General features: G+C 41.6%; 20 protein-coding genes. 15 read left to right on the top strand and 5 right to left on the bottom strand.

What is annotated here, in order from left to right; translation table 11 throughout:
- The first annotated feature begins 60 nt into the window (after positions 1-60).
- The 3 genes from H6F42_RS01840 (at position 61) to H6F42_RS01830 (ending at position 5,669) form a co-directional block, all read left to right on the top strand.
- Positions 61-897, top strand: coding sequence for an HAD-IIA family hydrolase (locus tag H6F42_RS01840; RefSeq protein WP_190397641.1), 837 nt, complete (start codon positions 61-63; stop codon positions 895-897).
- 150 nt (positions 898-1,047) lie between these two features.
- The gene (locus tag H6F42_RS01835) at positions 1,048-2,463 is read left to right on the top strand and encodes an ABC transporter substrate-binding protein (protein ID WP_190397640.1); all 1,416 of its coding nucleotides are present in this window, start codon (positions 1,048-1,050) and stop codon (positions 2,461-2,463) included.
- A 152-nt stretch (positions 2,464-2,615) separates the two neighbouring features.
- Positions 2,616-5,669 carry an ATP-binding protein gene (locus H6F42_RS01830; protein WP_190397639.1) on the top strand — a complete coding sequence of 1,018 codons (3,054 nt, stop codon included), beginning with the start codon at positions 2,616-2,618 and terminating at the stop codon, positions 5,667-5,669.
- A gap of 48 nt (positions 5,670-5,717) precedes the next feature.
- Here H6F42_RS01830 and purH read toward each other — a convergent pair whose 3' ends face one another.
- Complete coding sequence (purH, locus tag H6F42_RS01825; protein WP_190397638.1) at positions 5,718-7,316, bottom strand: bifunctional phosphoribosylaminoimidazolecarboxamide formyltransferase/IMP cyclohydrolase; 1,599 nt, start codon at positions 7,314-7,316, stop codon at positions 5,718-5,720.
- A gap of 479 nt (positions 7,317-7,795) precedes the next feature.
- Here purH and H6F42_RS01820 point away from each other — a divergent pair, with 479 nt between their 5' ends.
- From H6F42_RS01820 to H6F42_RS01785, 8 genes are all read left to right on the top strand, one after another.
- Positions 7,796-8,476, top strand: coding sequence for a response regulator transcription factor (locus H6F42_RS01820; RefSeq protein WP_190397637.1), 681 nt, complete (start codon positions 7,796-7,798; stop codon positions 8,474-8,476).
- Positions 8,477-8,574: 98 nt separating this feature from the next.
- The gene (locus tag H6F42_RS01815) at positions 8,575-8,808 is read left to right on the top strand and encodes a hypothetical protein (RefSeq protein ID WP_190397636.1); all 234 of its coding nucleotides are present in this window, start codon (positions 8,575-8,577) and stop codon (positions 8,806-8,808) included.
- Positions 8,809-8,819: 11 nt separating this feature from the next.
- Entirely contained in the window at positions 8,820-9,218 is a 399-nt protein-coding gene (locus H6F42_RS01810) for a PIN domain-containing protein (protein WP_190397635.1), read from the top strand.
- Between the two features lie 155 nt (positions 9,219-9,373).
- Positions 9,374-10,903 (top strand): protein kinase, encoded by a 1,530-nt coding sequence (locus H6F42_RS01805; protein WP_190397634.1) that lies wholly within the window; start codon positions 9,374-9,376, stop codon positions 10,901-10,903.
- Between the two features lie 441 nt (positions 10,904-11,344).
- Complete coding sequence (locus tag H6F42_RS01800) at positions 11,345-11,620, top strand: hypothetical protein (protein WP_190397633.1); 276 nt, start codon at positions 11,345-11,347, stop codon at positions 11,618-11,620.
- Complete coding sequence (locus tag H6F42_RS01795; protein WP_190397632.1) at positions 11,610-11,954, top strand: type II toxin-antitoxin system RelE/ParE family toxin; 345 nt, start codon at positions 11,610-11,612, stop codon at positions 11,952-11,954. The genes H6F42_RS01800 and H6F42_RS01795 overlap by 11 nt, the downstream gene beginning before the upstream one ends.
- A gap of 73 nt (positions 11,955-12,027) precedes the next feature.
- Positions 12,028-12,276, top strand: a complete 249-nt coding sequence (locus H6F42_RS01790) for a DUF433 domain-containing protein (protein ID WP_190397631.1) — start codon at positions 12,028-12,030, stop codon at positions 12,274-12,276.
- Positions 12,273-12,638 (top strand): DUF5615 family PIN-like protein, encoded by a 366-nt coding sequence (locus tag H6F42_RS01785; protein WP_190397630.1) that lies wholly within the window; start codon positions 12,273-12,275, stop codon positions 12,636-12,638. Before H6F42_RS01790 ends, H6F42_RS01785 begins: the two co-directional genes overlap by 4 nt.
- Before the next feature lie 109 nt (positions 12,639-12,747).
- Here H6F42_RS01785 and H6F42_RS01780 read toward each other — a convergent pair whose 3' ends face one another.
- The 3 genes from H6F42_RS01780 to H6F42_RS01770 are packed head-to-tail and all read right to left on the bottom strand — an operon-like array spanning position 12,748 to position 15,277.
- Entirely contained in the window at positions 12,748-13,539 is a 792-nt protein-coding gene (locus tag H6F42_RS01780; protein ID WP_190397629.1) for a CPBP family glutamic-type intramembrane protease, read from the bottom strand.
- Positions 13,540-13,594: 55 nt separating this feature from the next.
- On the bottom strand, positions 13,595-14,995 hold the full coding sequence (locus H6F42_RS01775) for an ATP-binding protein (RefSeq protein ID WP_190397628.1): 1,401 nt from the start codon (positions 14,993-14,995) through the stop codon (positions 13,595-13,597).
- A gap of 39 nt (positions 14,996-15,034) precedes the next feature.
- Positions 15,035-15,277 carry a hypothetical protein gene (locus H6F42_RS01770; protein ID WP_190397627.1) on the bottom strand — a complete coding sequence of 81 codons (243 nt, stop codon included), beginning with the start codon at positions 15,275-15,277 and terminating at the stop codon, positions 15,035-15,037.
- A 280-nt stretch (positions 15,278-15,557) separates the two neighbouring features.
- Between H6F42_RS01770 and H6F42_RS01765 the strand changes: the two genes are divergently transcribed.
- Positions 15,558-15,902, top strand: a complete 345-nt coding sequence (locus H6F42_RS01765) for a hypothetical protein (RefSeq protein WP_190397626.1) — start codon at positions 15,558-15,560, stop codon at positions 15,900-15,902.
- A 94-nt stretch (positions 15,903-15,996) separates the two neighbouring features.
- Here H6F42_RS01765 and H6F42_RS01760 read toward each other — a convergent pair whose 3' ends face one another.
- The gene (locus tag H6F42_RS01760; RefSeq protein WP_190397625.1) at positions 15,997-16,713 is read right to left on the bottom strand and encodes a glutathione S-transferase; all 717 of its coding nucleotides are present in this window, start codon (positions 16,711-16,713) and stop codon (positions 15,997-15,999) included.
- A gap of 442 nt (positions 16,714-17,155) precedes the next feature.
- Between H6F42_RS01760 and H6F42_RS01755 the strand changes: the two genes are divergently transcribed.
- The 3 genes from H6F42_RS01755 to H6F42_RS01745 are packed head-to-tail and all read left to right on the top strand — an operon-like array spanning position 17,156 to position 21,013.
- Positions 17,156-18,412 carry a BMP family ABC transporter substrate-binding protein gene (locus H6F42_RS01755; RefSeq protein ID WP_190397624.1) on the top strand — a complete coding sequence of 419 codons (1,257 nt, stop codon included), beginning with the start codon at positions 17,156-17,158 and terminating at the stop codon, positions 18,410-18,412.
- Between the two features lie 2 nt (positions 18,413-18,414).
- Positions 18,415-19,959 carry an ATP-binding cassette domain-containing protein gene (locus tag H6F42_RS01750; protein ID WP_190397623.1) on the top strand — a complete coding sequence of 515 codons (1,545 nt, stop codon included), beginning with the start codon at positions 18,415-18,417 and terminating at the stop codon, positions 19,957-19,959.
- The gene (locus H6F42_RS01745) at positions 19,952-21,013 is read left to right on the top strand and encodes an ABC transporter permease (protein ID WP_242018290.1); all 1,062 of its coding nucleotides are present in this window, start codon (positions 19,952-19,954) and stop codon (positions 21,011-21,013) included. The genes H6F42_RS01750 and H6F42_RS01745 overlap by 8 nt, the downstream gene beginning before the upstream one ends.
- The last annotated feature ends 57 nt before the right edge of the window (positions 21,014-21,070 follow it).

Here is a 21,070-nt window from a genome sequence, read left to right as displayed (position 1 = left end):
TTTTGTGCTTTAGTTTTACTTATTGGTAACTTTCTGTAATATTTAAGGACGCGATCGCTTATGGATTATGACCAATACTTAGACGAAGATACAGGGCTTAACATTCAGGATTTGCTAAGAGAGAAATCCTGCTTTGTGATCGATTTAGATGGGGTGGTCTATAAGGGTAAGCAAGTGATTAAAGGGGCGGATGAAGCGATCACCAAATTTCGACAACTAGATAAAAAAATTGTCTTTTTAACTAATAATTCTGCTAGTTCCACCGATGCGATTTTGAGCAAGCTTAATAGTTTAGGTGTAGCTTGCGATCGCCAAGAGATTTTGACGGCGGCTCAGGCATCCGCCAGCTACATCGCTCAACATCAACTTGACCAAAATCAAGGAGTGCTAGTAATTGGGACTGAGGCTCTAAAGGCTGAAGTAGTAAGCCAAGGGCTAAAACTAGCAGAGCCAGATGATTGTGGAGCCGTGTTAGTGGGGCTTGACCCGAAGTTTGACTATGAAGCGATCGCGATCGCGCTTAGAGCCTTAGTCCGTAACGTTAAATTGATCATCTGTAATCGAGATGCCAATTTTCCTGTGGAAGGCGATCGGCTTATGCCGGGGTGTGGCGCAATGGTCGGGGCGATCGAGTCAGCCATTGCGCGTAATGCTGATGTGGAAATCGGAAAACCCAATACAATTATGTTAGACATTATCACCCAAAAATTACAGATTGCTTACAAAGACTGTCTCATAATTGGTGATATGTTAGCTTCCGACATCCTTATGGCAAACAAAGCAAAAATTCCGAGCATTTGGATCACCGAGACCTCGTCTTATCTGGATGCTTCCAGCAAATCCATTCGACCGAGCTTATGTATGCCCAGCCTCCGCGCACTATCTAAAGTTATATGATTTGCTCTAGTATTCCTAGTCAATTCCCACTATATTCAAAAAGTGTTACTAGGCTTCAAAAAGTAAGGGAGTGGCTCTCTTCACCGAGAAATCAGATTCACTAGTTCTAATTACAACATCCTCCAAAGGTAATCAGAAAGGCAAGTAAAAATGTATAAGCGGATAGGCAATTGGCTCATCATATTTCTCATCACCTTTGGGCTGATTACATGTAGCGCCTCTAATAACAGTAATATCACTACCAGCAATGGAAACTCCTCCGACTCAGAAGAATTTCGCATCTGGTGGCCACAAGGTTTTCTGACCGAAGAGAACACGCTAGTTGCTCAATTGGTCGAGGGTTGGCAAAAAGAAAGTGGACTCAAGGCTTCTTTAAGCTTGATACCAGCTAATCTTTTGGATTCGGAAGTAGTTAAGGCTGTAGACTCAGGTAATCCCCCTGACTTTCTCTACAGCACAACGGGAGATACTAACCTTTTCCCAAAACTAGCTTGGAAAAATGAACTAGCTGATATATCCGATGTAATTGAGCCAATTAAAAGTTCCTATCAACCTGTAGCTCTGCAAACTGTTAATTACCAAAATGGAACCATTAATCAACGGCATTATTATGCCGCTCCGATTGGGCAACAAACTGTGCATGTCTTTTATTGGCGCAATCTCTTAGAAGAAGCAGGATTTAAAGATAGTGATATTCCCAAAGATTGGGATAAATATTGGCAGTTTTGGCAAACAGTTCAGCAAAATATAAGAACAAAAAGGGGCGGAACTTCTCAATATGGCATGGCGATCCCTATGTCGGATATTGGTACAGATACTTTTTTAGGGTTTGAAGAATTTCTAGAAGCCTATGATGTCAAGATCTTGGACGATAATGGCAAGCTGATTTTAGATGAAGCCGCTAATAAAGGAAAAGTAGTTCAAGCCCTAAGTAAATATACTGAACTATACAAAGGTGGATATGTCCCTCCCAAAGCAATTGAATGGTCTGATTCTGGAAATAATATTAGTTTTTTGGAATCGCAATCAGTGATGACTGTTAACAGCACCCTCTCGATTCCTCTAACCCAAAAGCTAGCTAAGAATAAATATAACGAATCTTCTCGTGATTTGTATTTTAGTAAAATTGTGACAGCCGATTTGCCAAATCGTCCTGATGGCTCTGATTTGAAGTCAATTTTAGGTATTAAGCAAGTCGTGATTTTTCAAAAATCAAAAAATAAAGAAGCCGCTAAAAGCTTTCTAAAATATTTACTAAAGCCAGAGGTTTTAGGTAAGTTTATTCGTGAAGGGAGTAAAGGTAGAATGATCCCTGTGATGCCGCAACTTTTAGAAGATCCCTTTTGGAAGGAACCAGATCCGCATTTTGCCTCAGCAATCAACCAATTACTAAAAACGCCAACCCGTCCTTCCTATGAAGCCATTAATCCTGCCTATAGTGTGGTTTTAGAGCGCAACATTTGGGCTAAAGCAATTTTAAGTATTGTTAAAGATCAAGTTGCACCTGACCAAGCGGCCAATAAAGCGATCACGCAAATTACAGAAATATTTTCCAATTGGAAATAGATGGCGGCTTAGATATTAATCGTCCTAAATTAACGCGATTGAGTAATATCTAAACTAATATTAAAAGTCGAGTTAGGATGATCGCAACAACTTAAAGATGGTTGTGAAGATCGTTCTTAGAGTTAACGGATTAAACAAACTAGAGGTTAAAAATGAATTTCTGGGGAAAAAGCCTACTACTTCAACTAGTTACTTACTTCTCAATACTGTCTACGGTAACGGTAAGTATTGTGGCTTTCTCCGCCTATGTGCGATCGCGTGATGCTCTGCAAGTTTCCGTAATTGACCGTTTAAAGGTAGCCACATCTCTTAAGGAATATCAACTGAATGAATGGGTTAGCAATCAACGCAAAGATGTCATTTTACTAACCCAGTTACCTAACGTCAGAGAAGAGCTAACCACCCTCTTAACTAATACTCCCAAAACCCCTGAATCCATCGCCGCCTATGCCCGTTTGAACAAATTTTTATCGGAAGTAATTGCCACCAAACCTAACTTAACGAGCTTTATCGCCACTACTAATGGAGGTTTCGTCGTTTTTTCTAGTGAAGGAGATAATCTGGCTGGCAAGTTTCGACCTTTAGGCGATCCCACAACTTTCTTTACGTTGCAAAGTGCGAATACCGTTGTTCCTAATTTCTATTTGTCACCTGCCACAGGAAGAGCGCAGATTACTTTTGCTACTCCCGTATTTGATCGCGAAGACACGAGAATGGGAGCGATTTCCGTTAACTTAGCGCTCCAAGACATCGATAACCTCATTCGTGAACGGACTGGCTTAGGTAAAACTAGTGCTACTTATTTAGTCGGTCGTGCTGGCAAAAAGAGCGTATTCATTTCTAGGGAAGAGAATAAAAATAAAGCTGATACTAAAGGGGATAGCAAAACAGACACGAAAACAGAGGCAAAAACCGATAAAAAAGAAATCGCTGAAGTGAGAAGTGAAGGTATTGACCTTGCGCTTGCGAAGCAGGATGGTTATGGGCTATACACTAACTATGCAGGTGTGCCTGTAGTGGGCGTTTTCCGTTGGTCAACCAGTCAAAACTTAGCTATTCTATCGGAAATCAATCAGGATGAAGCTTTTGAACCTGCAAATCGGTTAGCGCGAGACATCTTGCTGATTGGACTTAGTTCCGCAGGTATTTTGCTGGTTGCTGTGTATTTGCTAGCCCGACGGATTACCCAGCCAATTCTGGTGATTGCTGATGCTGCAAACCAAGTCTCAGGAGGCAACCTGAATGCTCAAGCACCAATTTTAACTAAGGATGAAATTGGGATTCTGGCTCTGGCGTTTAATCAAATGACGATGCAGCTAAAGGCTTCGGGTGAGCAGTTGGCTGACTACAGCCGCACTCTGGAGCAGAAGGTTGAGCAGCGCACCAGTGAAATTAAAGCCATTATCGATAACATGGTGGATGGCTTGTTGGTGGTCGATGGCGCAGATCGGATTACTCAATTTAACCCTGCGATCGCGGGGATGATTGGCGTAAGTAGTAAGACTTTAGCCAATGCGACTAGCTATAGCGAGATTTTTAAAGCCGAGGAGATTGCAAATCTAGTCACTAGCACTAGAGAAAATCCCAAACAGGTCTTTAGTGCGGAGTTTAACTTGCCCGATCGCCGTACAGGTAAAGCGGTCGCAACTTCTATTTTTAGGGAAGTTAATCTTGATGAAGAGGCTGAATTAAGCACCAATTATTTAGGCACTGTGATCTTAATTCGCGATGTTACGGCGGAGAAAGAAGTAGATCGCATGAAGACAGACTTTATCTCCACGGTATCCCATGAATTAAGAACGCCACTTACTTCGGTTTTAGGATTTGCTAAGCTCATTCAGAAAAAACTAGACGAATCAATCTTTCCTCTCATTCAAACAGAAGATAAGAAGGTGAAACGCAGTGTCCGTCAAGTTGCCGAAAATATTGAAATTATTGTTTCTGAAGGAACTAGACTTACAAAATTAATTAATGAGGTTTTGGATGTTGCCAAGATTGAAGCTGGCAAGATGCAATGGAATATGGATAGCTTGACAATTAATGAAGTGATTGATCGAGCCTTTGCCGCCACCTCGGCACTATTTGAGCAGAAAGGATTAAATCCTATTCGAGAAATTGAGGAGAATTTACCCAATATCCTTGGCGATCGCGATCGCTTAATCCAAGTGGTGATTAATCTCATCTCGAATGCCGTCAAGTTTACGGAACGCGGTAGTGTTACTTGTCGCGTGCAAAGACAAGAGCAAACAATCGTGGTGAGTGTAATAGACCAAGGCGTAGGGATCTCGGAATCGGATCAGCCCAAGGTATTTGAGAAGTTTAAGCAGGTGGGCGACACCCTCACCGACAAGCCACAGGGTACGGGGCTGGGCTTGCCGATTTCCAGAGAAATTGTCGAGCATCATGGTGGTAAGATCTGGGTGGAGAGCGAAATCGGCAAGGGTAGCATCTTCTCCTTTAGTATCCCGATCGCTAAGGCTGCCCAACCCCAAAATGACATTCCTTCCATTAACTTTGATATTCTCATTGAACAGCTTAAAAAGAGAATTATCCATGAAGCTCAGTTAGATCTAAATACTGATATTCAGATCGATAGGAAGACTCCTAAAAATATCCTCGTAATTGATGATGATCCTAGCATTCGGAATTTGCTGAGACAGGAGCTAGAAGCGAAGGGGTATGAGGTCAGAGAAGCGGATAATGGGCAGGATGCGATCGGGAAGGTGCGGGAAAGTCGCCCTGATTTAATCACCCTTGATATCGTCATGCATGGCATCAATGGCTATGATGTTGCCGCCATTCTTAAGTCCGATCCTGCGACTTTAGACATTCCCATTATTATCGTCTCTGTACTCGATGATAAGGAAAAGGGCTTACATTTGGGAATTGATAGCTATGTGACTAAGCCCCTTGATATGGTGATTTTAATGCGTGAAGTGGAGCTTTTGTTGTCTAGCAAAACTAGCAAAGGCAAAAAGGTTTTAATCGTTGATGAGAACTTTGTGTCGATTGGAATCCTCACGGATATGCTACAAAATCAAGGCTTTCTACCTTCAACAATTTCACCCATCGATGATCTGCGAAGCCATGCGATCGCCTCTCAGCCCGATGTAATTATCGCCAGCACTAAGATTGCCACCCAAATTCAAGCTTTGCGAAATGAGAGCAATATGGAAAACATTCGCTTTCTTTTAATTGCGGAGTAATCCCACAAAAAAAAGGCGGCGCATTGCGCCGCCTTTTTTTAGGCAAGTTTAATGTAAGAAATGGCGCACGCCTGTTAACACCATCACTAAACCAAGTTCATCGGCAGCCTTGATTGAATCAGCATCACGCATACTTCCCCCAGGTTGAACGATCGCGGTAATCCCTGCTGCTGCGGCCGTCCGCACCGAGTCATCAAAGGGAAAGAAGCCATCACTGGCGAGACAAGCGCCCTGAACCTTTTCGCCTGCTTGCTCCAAGGCAATTTTGATCGAACCCACTCGATTCATTTGCCCCGCGCCAACGCCGAGGGTTGTGAGATCTTTGGTAATGGCGATCGCATTGGACTTCACATGACGGCAAATCTTCCAAGCAAAGAGAAGTTCTTGCAACTGCTCTGGGGTCGGTTGCTTTTGGGTGACCACTTGCCATGCATCAGACTGAACTGGCTCATCATCAGATTTTTGCACCAACATCCCTCCAGCAATGGTTTTGACGGTCTCTTGCGAACCATGCTTGAAGTCCGATAGTACTAAAACTCTCAGATTTTGCTTTTTCGCTAGAATCTCTGTGACACTTGGCACACATGCAGGCGCAACCACACATTCCAAAAAGGTTTTATTGAGAAGCTTGGCTGTCTCTTCGTCAATGGGACGATTGAGCGCCACAATACCACCAAAAGCCGAAGTAGAATCGGCATCAAAGGCTTTTTGATAGGCTTCCGCAATGGTCGGCGCGATCGCTACACCACAGGGATTGTTATGCTTGATGATCACGGCACAGGCTAGCTCATCGCTAAATTCTGCCACAATACTACGCGCCGCCTCTAGGTCGAGCAAGTTGTTAAAGCTGAGTTCTTTCCCTTGCAATTGCTGCGCGGCTGACCAGCCTTTCGGAATTGCTCCGACTTGATACCATGTGGCGGGTTGATGGGGATTTTCGCCATAGCGCAAAGGCTTAGGATTATTGCATAACAAGGTATAGGAGGAAGAAATTGTATTGGATAATTTCTCTTCCGTATTAAGGATTTCTGTTTCCAAATTGCTTGGCAAGCTATTTTCTAAATCGCCACTTAGATACTTAGCGATCGCTGTGTCATAGGCTTGGGTATGTCTAAAAGCGGCGATCGCTAATTTTTTGCGGAACTCTAAAGTCGTTTCACCATTGTTCGCTTTTAGTTCCTCTAGAAATTCTGCATATTGGCTAGGACTAGATAAGACCGCAACATGTTTATAGTTCTTCGCTGAGGCTCGAATTAAGGTGGGTCCCCCAATGTCTATATTTTCGATCGCATCTTCTAGAGTAACATTAGGCTTGGCGATCGTCTCTTCAAAGGGATAGAGATTCACAACTACAATCCGAATTGGTTGAATCTCATTGTCAGACAAATCTTGCTGATGTTCGGGTAAATCAAGGCGAGCCAAGATGCCGCCATGAATGCGCGGATGCAAGGTTTTTACCCTGCCACCTAAAATTTCGGGTGCGCCAGTATAGTCCGAAACCTTAGTAACTTCAAGCTCTGCCGCCTTGAGTGCCTTAGCAGTTCCGCCACTACTGATTAATTGATATTGGTAAGTGGTTGATAATTCACGGGCAAGGTCGAGTAGTCCTGTTTTGTCAGAAACACTCAAAAGGGCAAGGGGTTTCATAAATATTCGCTCCATATTCATCAAGTTATTCTACAGCGCTTAGCGCAGCAATTACATCGCTTAGGGTTTGGCGCGGTCACGATTTTGCCAAGCCTAGATAAGGGACTTAAGCCCCTTGCCTTTGTCAAACGTTCCAAAGTGAGATGCTCTCCATCAAATCTTTACTCCCTTCTCACCAAAGAAATATACATATAAACCCAAGAAATAGCGGTGCGTGGCAAAGCCACGCACCGCTATTTCTTGACTGGGAAAGGAGTATGATTAATAAATGGTATTTTTGAGTAAAATTTGATTTAGCTAAGTTCTTCCAATGAGTTTAGACGTTAGCAAATTTAATGCTCTTCGTCAGGTCATGATACTTAATAAGTATCTGGGTTCAATTAAATCTAAAATCCCAAAGCCTGTGGCGTACGCCCAGCATGGGGAGCAGGTTTTAGCTATGTTCTTATGCGATCGCCTAACCATCACAAACTAGCAATATGAGTGAACAATCAACATTAAACCCGATAAAAATTAAACTGCTAGTTGTCGAAGATGATCCGATGGTGCGGGTAGGTTTAAAGCATTTGTTGGGAGCTAATTCTCAGTTTGAAATAGTTGGTATTGCTGAGGATGGCTATGGTGGAATCGAATCTGCCACGAGTCTGCTTCCCGATGTGGTGTTGATGGATGTGGGAATGCCTCACTTAGACGGGATCGCTGCAACCCAACAGATTAAGCAAGCGCTGCCCCAGATGAAGGTGATCATGCTGACATCGCATACGGAACGGACAGAGGTGTTTGCGGCGCTATCTAGTGGTGCGGATGGTTACTGCGTTAAGGGTACAAGTGTGGATCAGTTAACGCAGGCGATCGCTGTAGTACATGAGGGAGCGACATATTTGGATGCTCAAATTGCCCAGTTGGTGGTGGATCAGGTTAAGATTGCCACGCCTATATCAAAAAACATACCACCAATTCCACAGGGAACGCTCTCAGAAAGAGAAATGGAAGTATTACGTTTAATCGTCGAAGGTTATAGTAATCCTGAAATTGCAAAGGCTTTATATTTGAGTGAGCATACGGTAAAGACCTATGTACGCGGCATTATGAATAAGTTGTTGGTCAACGATCGCGTGCAAGCGGCGGTTCTAGCATTGCGATCGGGATTAGTGAGCTAACTGCTACCGATGTTATGCTAATCGCTATGAATATTCACTAAAATGTTGTAGTGCTACACTTGATTGGCGATCGCTCAAATTAACCAGCGCAAACGATTATGTTACAGACAATCCAAGGAATATATCGGAACGGTAAAGTCGAGTTAGCAGAAATTCCCCAAGATATTACGGAGAGTCAAGTTTTTGTGACTTTCTTTAAGCCTGAATCAGTTAATCGAGCTAGTCAGTTTATGTCGTTTGGGATGTTTTCAGGTTCTCAACAATCGACTGAAGCTGATTTTAGAGATGCTGAGTTTAATGGTGATATTGACGATGCTCTTGGGTGGGCTTGATTCTAACAATTATGAAATATATTCTTGATACCCACGCTTTAATTTGGTTTTTGGAAGGTAATTCTCGTTTAGGGGTGACTGCTAAAGAAATTATTGCGGATTCAAGTAGTGAATTGATTTTACCTGCGATCGCTTTGGCTGAGTCGGTATGGATTGTGAGTCGTGGCAAGACATCGATTCCTTCTGTTGATGCTTTGTTAAAGGTAGTGAAACAAGATAAACGACTTTCTATCTATCCACTTGATGCTGATGTAATTGAGAAAAGTGTGGAACTCATTTCTATCAATGAGATGCATGATCGCCAGATTGTATCAACGGCTATGGTGGTAGAGGGGCAAGGAAATCAGGTAGCTCTTTTGAGTTGTGATCAAAATATTGTTGATGCAAACTTGATTAGTATTTTTTGGTAGTTTGACTAAGGTGATCGTGCAATCTTTACAAAAAACACAACAAAAATAACAAGCAGGTCAGAGTTTTTGCAATTTAATACAAGGTTTATCTAACTGAGTAAAAATTTATTGGATCAATAAGTACAATTAATGTAAATCTATTTAAGTTTGAAATCATGAATTTAGAAATTGGTAGCTTATTAAGCAATCGATATGAAATCATTGAGGAATTAAAATCAGGGGGGATTGGCGAAACTTTTCTAGCTAAAGACCATTTAAGGTTTGATGAAAAATGTGTTGTAAAACAGTTTGTATATACTTATTTCCAAGATAAAAAAGATTTAAGAAATTTATTTAAGGAAGAAGCAAGAATCCTTTTACAACTTGAAAAATACTCACAGACACCAAACTTGCTTGCTTATATCGATGACCAAGATTGTATGGTGCAAGAACTAATTCAAGGTCAAAATCTTGAAGATGAATTGCAATCTAACGGCAAATTTAGTGAAACACAAATTTTAGACTTGCTTTCTGAAATATTACCTATATTAGATTTTGTTCATAAAAAAGGTATTATTCATAAAGATATCAAGCCATCTAATGTTATGAGGCAAGAAAATAGTGGTAAGCTGCTGCTGCTTGATTTTGGTATTTCTAAGAGAATGGATGGAAGTACAGCCGAGCAAATTGTTAAAAATAGCAATCACAAATGTGATATTCAACAACCCTATAGCTTCCCAGATGGTACTAAAGGTTATCAATCTCCAGATAATTATTCTTCTTTTTCTAGTGACCTATATTCTCTTGGAGCTACATGTCTTCATCTACTAACTGGAATGTCACCAGAAGATCTACAAACTTTGTTTGATGAATCTTGGATAGAATCTGGCAAGCAATATATTTCAGATAACACCTATTCAATTATCAAAAATTTGTTAGCAATTGATCCATTAGAGCGCTTTCAAGCAGCACAAGATGTCCTTATAGAACTTCAGAATATTGATTATATAAAACGTAAGAATGATATTCAAGTCTCTCTCTCATTATTATCTTCTCCAGTTGATCATTTTAAACCTTTAGCAGTTAATTCTCTGTCTAAGTTTGGAGAAGACTCACAAATAGCTATTCCACAACTTATTGAATTAATAAAATCTCAAAATGAAGGAAATATTGAGGCTTGGGATACTTTAGTAAATATCGGAGCTAAAGCAGTTATACCTATTGCGAATTTACTTAAAGATGAAAGACAGTTAATCCGAAGAAAATCTGCTTGGGCGCTTTCAGAAATTGGTATAGATGCTATAGAAGTAGTGTCTTCTATTATTGAGTTAATTAGAGACTCTGACAACGAAATTTGTAAGTCTGCAATTATTGCAGTAGGTAAAATAGGCTTGCCAGCTAGAAATGCGATTCCTTTAATTCTTGATATATTAATTAACATGGAGTACGACTTAAACTGTACTTTTTATTTAAAGACTCTTGATGCAATTGGTTACGATATAAATAATATAAAAATATATTATATTAATGAAGAAGTAATACGAAATGGAAGTGAGCATATTGCGTTTGATTTAGAACAGAAGAATAAAGCCTCATTAGAATTGATGCGTGCTATTGAGGCTCAATCACATACTAAAACAGGAGAGAGCTGGTGTTTTGGTTCTGGTTCTATTGTTCCAAAAATCAAAATAGAAATTTTTGATTAAAGTAGAAAGTATTGTTAAAGAGGTAATGCCAAGCTAATTAGTAATGAATAACTGAGATTATGTTAGCATTTTCAGCCTAGCTGGTGAAAGGGAGTACTTTTCTGAAATCTAAAACAGCAACTACATCAAACTCGACTCAAAGAGCGATCGCGCTAAACTTTATCTCAACCTTCTAATTTAGAGCGACAACAATTTTCTGTAACATTGACAGCGATCGCCCATCCTAAATTAGCATCCTCAAGCAAGAGCGATCTTTAGTACCAACTCGATTATTGGGTTTTGTTTGGGTTTGGTGAGAGGCGATCGCCCTTAATCTGCCGAAAATCAAAATAGCGATTTACACAGGGTAATATATATTGCTAGTAAACACTTGAGATCCTTCTGGAAGTGTAAAATTGCAATAAAAAATCATAAATACAAAAATGAGGATCTAAACTAAACATGAAACGTACACAAGTAAAAGTAAATTTATCTCTTCCTTTTAAAGCTCTCATAGAAATGATGAGTTCTCTGGAACTGCGCGAGAAAATCAAACTACGAGAACTATTAGATCGAGATATTGCCGTAACTCAACGAAAAACTCAAAACTTAACCCCACAAGAAACCTCACAGGAACTCGAACCTGCGATAGAAAGTTTTCGGCGTGGTTGGGATGACGTAATGAATGGCAGAACCAAGCCAATTTCAGAACTATGGGAAGGGATTGATGTCGATTGATCCATTAGTTGAACTTAAATTTTCAGAAGAGTTTAAAAATAAACTTCGCGATTTATCGAAAAAGTATCGGAACATTCGCGCAGATTTGCAACCGATTCTTGACGATCTGCAAGCAGGAAACTTTCAAGGCGATCAAATTACTAACATTGGCTATACAGTTTTCAAATTGCGGATTAAGAATCGAGACAACAAAAAAGGTAAAAGCGCAGGTTACAGAGTCATTTACTACGTCAAAACAGCCACATCGGTGATTTTAGTTACGATTTACTCAAAATCTGAGCAGTCAAATATCCCAGCCGCAGAAATTCGCCGTATTCTGGCTAACTACGAATAAAATAAAATTACGATAAGAGGATGATCATCATGGCGATCGCGTTTGATGTGTAGGATAACCAAAAACTAAAGTTATGAAACAAAAAGAACTTCTAAATCGAATCTCGATTAATCCTAATATTTGTTTTGGAAAACCCTGTATTCGCGGACATCGCATTTGGGTATCTCTAATTCTCGACTTTCTAGCCAGTGGCACTAGCATCCCTGAACTACTAGAAGAATATCCCCAACTGCAACCAGAAGACATTTATGCTTGCATTGCCTATGGAGCCGCCATGTCGAGCGATCGCTATATTGATATTCCCATTGAGCAATCAGCATGAAATTTAAACTAGACGAGAATATCGGTCAAAGAGGAATCAATCAACCAAAACAAGCAGGTCATGATGTCTCTACAGTACTCGAACAAGGACTAACATCAGCATCCGATCCAACGGTCATCACAGTATGTCAGGCAGAAGATCGCTGTCTTGTGACTCTAGACCTAGACTTTAGCAACCCTCTACAATATGTTCCATCTGAATACAAAGGAATTGCTGTGTTAAGACTTCCGAATAGAGCAACAATAGATGATTTGACCGATGCTATTCAAACTCTAATTGGAGGATTACAGCGTGAGAACATCACAGGCAATCTCTGGATAATTCAGCGTGGACGTATCCGCATTTATCAGCAAAGCGAATAGAGAGATATCAACGCCCTCTCACAAACCTAGCTAACCATTATGATTGAGAGCGCCAGCCATTTTCTATAACCTCTCTGTAACATTGACAGCGATCGCCTACCATACATAATTATCCACCGATACCATGTAAAACTAGCCCAGCGAGAAAGTGAGAGAAAATTGCATATTCCAATCCCCAACGCCAGTAGAGATAGCCAAAGGCAACACCTAGCAAAGAATTGAGTAAAATCGTGCGGATAATCACAATCGGGGTTAATGTCCAGATGGTTACGGCAACTGGTAAATGGGCGATCGCAAAGATTAAAGCCGCCGCCGCGATCGCGATCCAGAAAGCTAATTTTGCAGGATGATTTTTCGTTCTCAAGCCACTTTTCCAAAGTACCCAAGTAATCAGAGTCATTAAAAATAAGCGTAGGAGAATCTCTTCCGTAATTCCGCCATAGAAAGCTGCTAGCAATCGTTTCCAGAGATCGATATTTAAGGAAGTAGATACAGATGTCTGGGGCATGAGAGGCTGAAACAATAAAGCAAGAATCACTAAAATTGCGCCGCCGAGAAGGCCACTAACTAGAGATAGTCTTAGTCCTGCTTTTGAGACTCTGGGTAATTTTGCGCCATAGACCAAGGCGCGAGCAAAGGGAGTATCTAGTCCAAGCGATCGCCCTAAACGCAAACCGATCCAGCTTAAAAAGAACATTAATACTCCCGACTGAATCGCACCAGCGATCGCCAAAATTGGTAAGGGAACGGGTGGAGTTGCCGATGGGGGGATGAGTGACAAAATATAGGGAAATCCTGCGAGGGTTCCGAATCCGCCTAAGACTGCCCAAAATAGTGCGAGTCGAATATTTCTATGGGTAGCAGAATGGATGGATTGATGATTAGTTGAATGGATATTCATGGTAGTTATTTGTAATTTTTAGACAGAGGATAGGCGGCGCAAAGCAATGCCTATCCTAATTTTGGACAATGGGAACGGTGAACCAAAATGTCGAACCTTTTTCGGGGCTACTGATGACCCCAATTTCACCACCGTGGGCGCAGATAATCTGACGACACATATACAGTCCTAAACCAAGACTGAGCGATCGCCTTTGGTCACGACCACGACTGTATAAATCAAAGAGGCGATCGCATTGTTCGGGAGGAATACCGACACCGTTATCACTGACGGTGCAACGCATCCAAGTTATTGTTTCTGAGTTTTTAGATTTACCTAACAACTTTTTAGTTTGCCGTTTACTTGCAAAGGTTTCCGCATCTAGGGTTATTTGTAATCCTGTGCGATTATATTTCAGCGCATTAGAAATTAAGTTTTCGTAGACGCGCCGAAATTGGAGAGAATCAACATAAATCGAGGGCAGATTAGGGGGGATAACATTATTAATAGAAGTTTTATGCTGCTGAAAAAAGGGCTGAAAATCTTGGAGAATACTTGCCACTAATTCATGTAATAAAATAGATTGTGGATGAATCACAATTCCCCGTAACTCAGTATTATGGGTTTCTAAAAGCGTATTCACTAACTCAACCTGACGTTCGCCACTGTCAATCATTTGTTCTAATAATTCCTGTGGAATCATTGCCATTGATTCTGATGGTTTTAGAAAGCTTTTGAGGGTCATCACCGCACCTAAGACAGGATTGCGTAAATCGTGGGATACGGCATGGATAAAAGCACGTAACTGCTGTCTGAGTTCCATTTCACGCTTACGCGATCGCTCGAATAGAAAAGCTCCCGCATCCGCAACTGCACAAATTACGAGGGTATACAGCCCTGTAACGACATAGGGCGGTAATAGACTGATAAAGGGATCTCGTAAACCGAAAATAAAGCCAATCAGAAAATATACCAAAGGCACAGCCTGACAAAGCACTTGCAAACGCCAATGGACAGGAATTAGGAATGCTTGCAAGGGATAGAAAATTAACCAAACCTCACTATCCAGACTAATTCCACCATACAAGGCGGCTTGAATTTGGGAAGGCAAAAGAACCAGTGCATTAAATATCAAAAACACTTTGACTGGCGCTCGATGAATCCAAGGTGATCGGCAAATTAATAGACCTATTGAAAAACAAATTACTTGGCTAAGCGCACGTTCCAAATAATTTTGTGTCCTTGCATAGCTAAACATGAGCTTGGGATCGCCAGTGCCATTCAGGCTAGGAATTACCACCGTCAGGTTTAAAAGCGTCACCAAAATTAAAACGATCCAAACTACCCAAGCAAGTAATTGAAGTCGCTCGATAAAAAATTGCTGTCGCCATGCCAAAAATTCAGAGGATACGCTGTTGATTTGGCTTGGCAAAGTCAATCTTTTAATAAATCGTTGAAAAGGGCGAATCAACCTCATATCAATTCCTGTGATTTCTGAGCTTATGCCTTGATAATCCTAGTCCTGATGTTCGCGCAGACTCCATATTAACTTTTGGGCAGTCCATGCATGATCAAGGATTGACAGTGATGTATAGATCGAGTAATCACCTTTGGTTGTTGCGTCTAAGGCTCTACGCACAAAGGTTATTAAGCATATTTCAAGCTCGTTGTTTTGATTGTGTTTAGCTTTCCTGATCGATGAAGTTCTGGGATTTGCTTGTCTAAAGATCAGCGGATCGGGAGTTGCGACATTCTGCATATAGGTATCTCCAATATGTATCTCCAATGTTGATAGAAAGTTTAATTTGGGTTGTGATTAGCATCATGGATATTAGGCTTTTCGCAATTCCCGCGATCGCAGGTAATTTTTTATCGATTGGTTCATCCGATTGATTCATCCACTTGGTTTATCCGATTGGTTTATCCGATTGGATGAACCAATCGGATAAACCAATCTACTGAGTCGAGACGGGTGATGTGAAGAAAATGCGATTACTCTACTATTTGGTTATTCACAACAAACTACTTCACTAACCGCCATGAATACGCCCTTAACTTCATCTCCATTGGAACCTCAAGCACTCAATCTCAATAATGAAACGCCTCTACCACAGAATTATAGCCTCATGGAATCTCTCAAAAGACTAGGACAAAAAATAGCTGAATATTTTACTTCCCAATCTGAAATAAAGGTCTGGCAACTCCAAGCCCGTTCGGGTAAGCCCTACTGGCGCGTCTATGACCCTAATACCAATCGCTCAGCAACCTTTGGTTCTGAAGAAGAAGTACGCATCTGGATTGAAGAGCTCTTCTATCAACAGCAACACCAGTCTATCTATCGTTCAACTGATTACGACTATCATCGCTCTAACCAATTACGTTAAATCGTGATGCCTACGCTCTTTCCACCCAAGGATTAGCTGTGTGGCACGAAGCGCCGCACAGCTAATCCTTGGTTTTGGGGTTGTCCTATCGACCTCACAATATTTGGTGTTTATGTCCTAACAATATTGGCGATTCTTGATCGGGAGTCCATACGGGAAATTTTTGCATGACAAGTTCAAAAAGCTGGCTCTCCTCATGCCATTTTAGCCACTGTTGCAAATGAGGATAGGGACTCGCAAGGAACCAATTGATATCCACATAGGCAAACTGCCTCACAAACGGAAATATGGCAACATCAGCTAAGGTTTGACGATCGCTTACCAGAAAATTATTTGAGAAGTTAGGCAAGAAATTATTATTTCCCTGAAGTTGGGATTCTAGAACCTGTAAAAACTCCGCCGCCTGTGGCCGATAGGATTCTTGCGATCGCTCTGGGTAGCGATTGGGATATTTGTAGCGATCGAGGGCTTGCTTAAATTCGCGATCGTTAGAATTAATAAGCCTCTGGGTAACTTCTAAGGAAGTAGCGGACAAATCCTTCCAGTTCTCAGGATCATTATGTTGAATCGCCCACTGCATAATATCTAAACTTTCTTCTAAAACCTTAAACGCCGCCCCCTCCTGATCAAAATTCTCAAATACTTGCATTACAGGAGTTGTTCCTTTAGGAGAAATTTCCAACATTTCCTTTGGCTTGTTTTTGAGAGTAATCTCCCGCAATTCATAGGCTATACCAGCATAGGCTAACGCCATTCTGGCGCGAATTGCATAGGGACATCGTCTAAATGAATAAAGAATTGAGAATCTCATAAATAAAATCTAACGTCTACCTACTACAGCGCTTTGCGCTTAACTAAAATCCAGAAATATTTTTAAAAGCGGCGCAAATCGCCGCTTTTAAAAATATTTCTCCGCACAAGATTGTAAAACTCAAAAAGAGAATTGTCCCATAAATCAACCTAATTCTCTTCCTTGAAGCCTTTCGGAATGTAATCTTTAATACCTTTGCTCCTAAAGCGATCGCCTTAAATGAAAAAAGTATAATCAAATGCTTTTTACAACAGTTTATAGGCAGTGATGCAGGAGCAAAGCGCCATTAGATATAAAAAGTAAAAATCTGCGGGAGCCTTACTTCCAGTTTCGTAAAGTGTACCTACACCTTACGAAATTAGCATTAAACTTGGTGTAATCAAAGTATTATCTAAACTCAGTCTTCTTTTGTCAGGATCTAAAAATCTAATTAAAATAATCCATGGGAAAAATAATCAATAGAATTGCTTCTATAGTTTCCACTAAATATTTGTGGACTGCGGCTTTAGTAGGAATTATGGCTGGTGCTTGTAACAGTCCGACCCCTACAACGCCTTCTGCCGCACCTTCGGTAAGTGCCGATGCTTCTAAAGAGTTTAAATCCGCAATGATCTTGGTGGGTCCTAAGAATGACTCTGGTTGGAATCAGGCGCATTACGAAGCAACTAAGTATGTAATGGAAAAGCAAACGGGAATTCAGTTTGATTATGTGGATAAGGTTAACCCCGGCGATCGCCCTAATGTGAAGGCTTCACAGGTGGCTGATGACTTGATTGCTAAGGGTGCAAAGCTCATAATTTTCAATTCCGATGACTTTAAGGATGATGCATTAGAAACAGCAAAAAAACATCCCAATGTTTCGGTCATTCATTCCAGTGGTGATTACGCATGGAAAGAAGGAAAGAATTTTAAAAATCAAAAAAATCTAGGCAATGTGATGCCTCAGATCGAGTATGGCAAAATGATTGCGGGTTGCTCGGCGGCGCTCAGTTCTGAATTGGGCAAAATTGGCTATGTGGGCCCCTTAATTAACGATGAAACGCGCCGATTGGCTTCTGCTAGCTATTTAGGGGCTAAGTACTGCTGGCAAACCTATCGCAAGAAAAATCCTGAAGATTTGAAGTTCAAAGTGGTTTGGATTGGTTTCTGGTTCAATATTCCGGGACAGACCCTTGATCCGACCAAGGTGGCTGATGACTTCTATAACAATGGTTTTGATGTGGTCATGTCAGGGATTGATACTCCCGAAGTTTCGGTTCAAGGCAAGAAAGCTGCTGAGGCTGGTAAGAAGGTTAAGTTTGTGCATTACGATCTCAAAACAGGTTGTAATCTTGCTCCTGACATTTGTGTTGGCGTTCCCTACTACAACTGGGGTCCCGCCTATCTCGATCAGATCAAAAAAGTGAAGGAAGGTAAATTTACTGGTGAATTTATCTCCGCAGAGCCAAATTGGAAAGATTTAAATAATCCTGACACTTCCGCCGTGGGCTTTGAGAAGGGTAAGGCTTTGACTCCTGAGAATGATAAGATCCTTACGGAATTTATTAAGGGATTGGGCGATCGCACAATTAATCTTTATAAAGGACCTCTCAATTATCAAGATGGGACTCCTTTCCTTAAAGAAGGTGAAACGGCTACCCCACAACAGATTTGGTACTTCACCCAACTCTTACAAGGTATTGAAGGCGCTACCAAATAACCATGAAAGTTGAACTCTGCCACATCTCTAAATCCTTTGGTAATGTCCGCGCTAATCACGATATCTCAATGACCGTTGAGGCAGGAAGTGTTTACGGGATTTTAGGCGAAAATGGTGCTGGCAAAAGCACTCTCTCTAAAATCCTGAGTGGTTTCATTACCAAGGATAGTGGCAGAATTCTATTAAATGGAACTGAGGTTGAGATTAAAACTCCTGCGGATGCCATTTGTGCGGGTATTGGGATGTTACACCAAGATCCTTTGGACTTTCCTTCCCTCTCAGTACTCGATAATTTCATGGCAGGGCGGAGTATCTTAGCAAAGCAACAGGCTAAACAAGAGCGCCGAAATCCAGTAAAAAAAGCCAACCAAATTAATCGCCAACAGCTAACGCGAGAACTGCAACAACTTGCCGCAGCTTTTGGCTTTGATTTGCATCCTAGCGATCGCCTCGAAAATCTCACTGTCGGCGAACGGCAACAGCTAGAAATTTTGCGCTTATTATCGCTGGGGGTGCAAACCTTAATTCTGGATGAGCCAACTACGGGTATTTCCGCTTCTCAAAAAACGGCTTTATTTAAAGCGGTGAAGCAATTAGCTTCTGAAGGCAAGTCAATTATTTTTGTGTCCCATAAATTAGAGGATGTAGAGGAACTATGCGATCGCCTGATGGTGATGCGTCAGGGCGAAGTCGTAGGAGAATCTGAGATAAAAGGAAGGGATTCCGCAGAGTTAGCTGCGTCTTTGGTAGATATGATGTTTGGGCGCGAAATGGCACTTCCTGCAAAGCATGAGGGTAAATTAGAGGAGTCAGAAATTGCCTTAAGTATTCATGATTTGCTTATTGAAGGCGATCGCCTAAGTTTGCAGCTCGATAAGTTAACGGTGAAGTCTGGAGAAATCATTGGACTGGCGGGTTTAGAAGGGAATGGGCAGCAGTTACTTTTACTCGCCTGTGCGGGATTGCTGAAGCCCAAAACTGGCACAATTCGCATCGGTGATTTAGATATGACTCACCGACCCTATCGGCAATTTCTCAAAGCAGGAATCGCCTATTTGCCTGCCGATCGCTTGCAGGATGGCTTAATTCGGGGACTCTCGATTCAAGAGCATTTTATGCTCCGCCAAGCTAGTTCTATTTCGCAATCAGGTATATTTATTAATTGGAGTGAGACGCGCCAAGTTACGCATCAAGCGATTGAGAAGTTTAACATTCGTGGTAAGCCTGCGTCTAAGGTGGAGCGGCTATCGGGTGGTAATCAGCAACGTACCCAAATTTCTTTATTGCCTGATTATTTAAATTTGCTGTTAATGGAACAACCGACAAGGGGATTAGATATTGAGTCTTCCCTATGGATTTGGAAACAAATGATGGAGCGTTGCGAAAAGGGTATGATGATTTTCTTTATCTCTTCTGATTTAGATGAGATTTTGCAATATAGCGATCGCATTTTGGTATTTAGTGGCGGCAAGGTATCGCAACCGATGGATGCAAAAAATCTGAGTGTAGATAGGCTAGGACAAGCGATCGGAGGGAAGTTTGAATAGTTTGCCAATGATCTCCAAAATCTCCAAGATTCCTAAAATTACTTATTTTCGGATCGGGGCTTTTGCGATCGCCCTATTATTTATTGCGGTGGTGATTTGGCTATCTAGCGCCTCACCAGTTCAAGTAGCGGCGGGGATGTGGAATGGAGCCTTTGGCAGTAGCGATCGCTTTGCGCGAGTAATTTCCACCCTTTGTCCATTATTACTTGCCGCCTGTGGCTTGATTTTTACCTTCACCGCAGGGCTTTATAACCTCGGCATTGAAGGACAGATTACCGCAGGTGGTATCGCCGCCACTTTTTTGTTAAGAGCGATTCCTGAAGGATTTTCACCAGCGATCGCGATTACCTTAGCAATATTAGCGGGCATTCTAGGCGGCGCTTTGTGGGGGATTTTAGCGGGATTCCTTAATATATATGGTAAGGTCAGCGAAATTTTTGCAGGGCTAGGCATGAATTTTACGACGCAAGGGCTAGCGCTCTATCTAGTTTTTGGTCCTTGGAAAAGATCGGGTGTAGCCTCCATGAGTGGCACAGAACCTTTTAGTGATGCGTTATCACTGCCCAATTTTGGCAATACGGAATTTAGCCCGATCGCTTTGGCGATCGCCATTGTTGCGCTGATCTTCACGACGGTAATTATTAAGGCAACTTATTTCGGGCTGAAGCTCAAAGCAGTGGGTAATAACTTACGCGCCGCCTATGTTTTGGGGATTCCTGCGATCGCCCAAATGTTGAGTAGTTTTGCGATCTGTGGTGCTTTTGCAGGAATTGCAGGATCTTTGCAAGTAGTAGCCGTATTCCATCGCTTGATTCCCAATATTTCCAGTAATTTGGGATTTCTTGCTCTCTTGGTGGTGATGCTGGTTAATTACAATCCATTTTTAATTTTGCCGATCGCCTTTCTATTTAGTTCGCTCAATGTCGGCAGTCTGGAATTACCGCTATCCTTAAGCCTAGATTCTTCCCTTTCGGGAATTATCCAAGGAGCCTTATTATTATTTGCCATTCTGGGCGAAGGCTTAGCCAAGTTAACTAAAAATTCCGCATCATAGGCTATGGGAGATTCGCCCAATCTAACTTGCCCTCATCCCCCAACCCCTTCTCCCTTT

This window comes from Pseudanabaena sp. FACHB-1998, assembly GCF_014696355.1.
Classification (GTDB): Bacteria; Cyanobacteriota; Cyanobacteriia; order Pseudanabaenales; family Pseudanabaenaceae; genus Pseudanabaena.
This window is presented reverse-complemented; position numbering and strand designations above follow the sequence as displayed.

Bases quoted from the DNA above. Each gene is read 5' to 3' on its own strand.
- H6F42_RS01840 (WP_190397641.1), top strand. From the start codon at position 61: ATGGATTATGACCAATACTTAGACGAAGATACAGGGCTTAACATTCAG.
- H6F42_RS01835 (WP_190397640.1), top strand. From the start codon at position 1,048: ATGTATAAGCGGATAGGCAATTGGCTCATCATATTTCTCATCACCTTT.
- H6F42_RS01830 (WP_190397639.1), top strand. From the start codon at position 2,616: ATGAATTTCTGGGGAAAAAGCCTACTACTTCAACTAGTTACTTACTTC.
- purH (WP_190397638.1), bottom strand. From the start codon at position 7,316: ATGAAACCCCTTGCCCTTTTGAGTGTTTCTGACAAAACAGGACTACTC.
- H6F42_RS01820 (WP_190397637.1), top strand. From the start codon at position 7,796: ATGAGTGAACAATCAACATTAAACCCGATAAAAATTAAACTGCTAGTT.
- H6F42_RS01815 (WP_190397636.1), top strand. From the start codon at position 8,575: ATGTTACAGACAATCCAAGGAATATATCGGAACGGTAAAGTCGAGTTA.
- H6F42_RS01810 (WP_190397635.1), top strand. From the start codon at position 8,820: ATGAAATATATTCTTGATACCCACGCTTTAATTTGGTTTTTGGAAGGT.
- H6F42_RS01805 (WP_190397634.1), top strand. From the start codon at position 9,374: ATGAATTTAGAAATTGGTAGCTTATTAAGCAATCGATATGAAATCATT.
- H6F42_RS01800 (WP_190397633.1), top strand. From the start codon at position 11,345: ATGAAACGTACACAAGTAAAAGTAAATTTATCTCTTCCTTTTAAAGCT.
- H6F42_RS01795 (WP_190397632.1), top strand. From the start codon at position 11,610: ATGTCGATTGATCCATTAGTTGAACTTAAATTTTCAGAAGAGTTTAAA.
- H6F42_RS01790 (WP_190397631.1), top strand. From the start codon at position 12,028: ATGAAACAAAAAGAACTTCTAAATCGAATCTCGATTAATCCTAATATT.
- H6F42_RS01785 (WP_190397630.1), top strand. From the start codon at position 12,273: ATGAAATTTAAACTAGACGAGAATATCGGTCAAAGAGGAATCAATCAA.
- H6F42_RS01780 (WP_190397629.1), bottom strand. From the start codon at position 13,539: ATGAATATCCATTCAACTAATCATCAATCCATCCATTCTGCTACCCAT.
- H6F42_RS01775 (WP_190397628.1), bottom strand. From the start codon at position 14,995: ATGAGGTTGATTCGCCCTTTTCAACGATTTATTAAAAGATTGACTTTG.
- H6F42_RS01770 (WP_190397627.1), bottom strand. From the start codon at position 15,277: ATGCAGAATGTCGCAACTCCCGATCCGCTGATCTTTAGACAAGCAAAT.
- H6F42_RS01765 (WP_190397626.1), top strand. From the start codon at position 15,558: ATGAATACGCCCTTAACTTCATCTCCATTGGAACCTCAAGCACTCAAT.
- H6F42_RS01760 (WP_190397625.1), bottom strand. From the start codon at position 16,713: ATGAGATTCTCAATTCTTTATTCATTTAGACGATGTCCCTATGCAATT.
- H6F42_RS01755 (WP_190397624.1), top strand. From the start codon at position 17,156: ATGGGAAAAATAATCAATAGAATTGCTTCTATAGTTTCCACTAAATAT.
- H6F42_RS01750 (WP_190397623.1), top strand. From the start codon at position 18,415: ATGAAAGTTGAACTCTGCCACATCTCTAAATCCTTTGGTAATGTCCGC.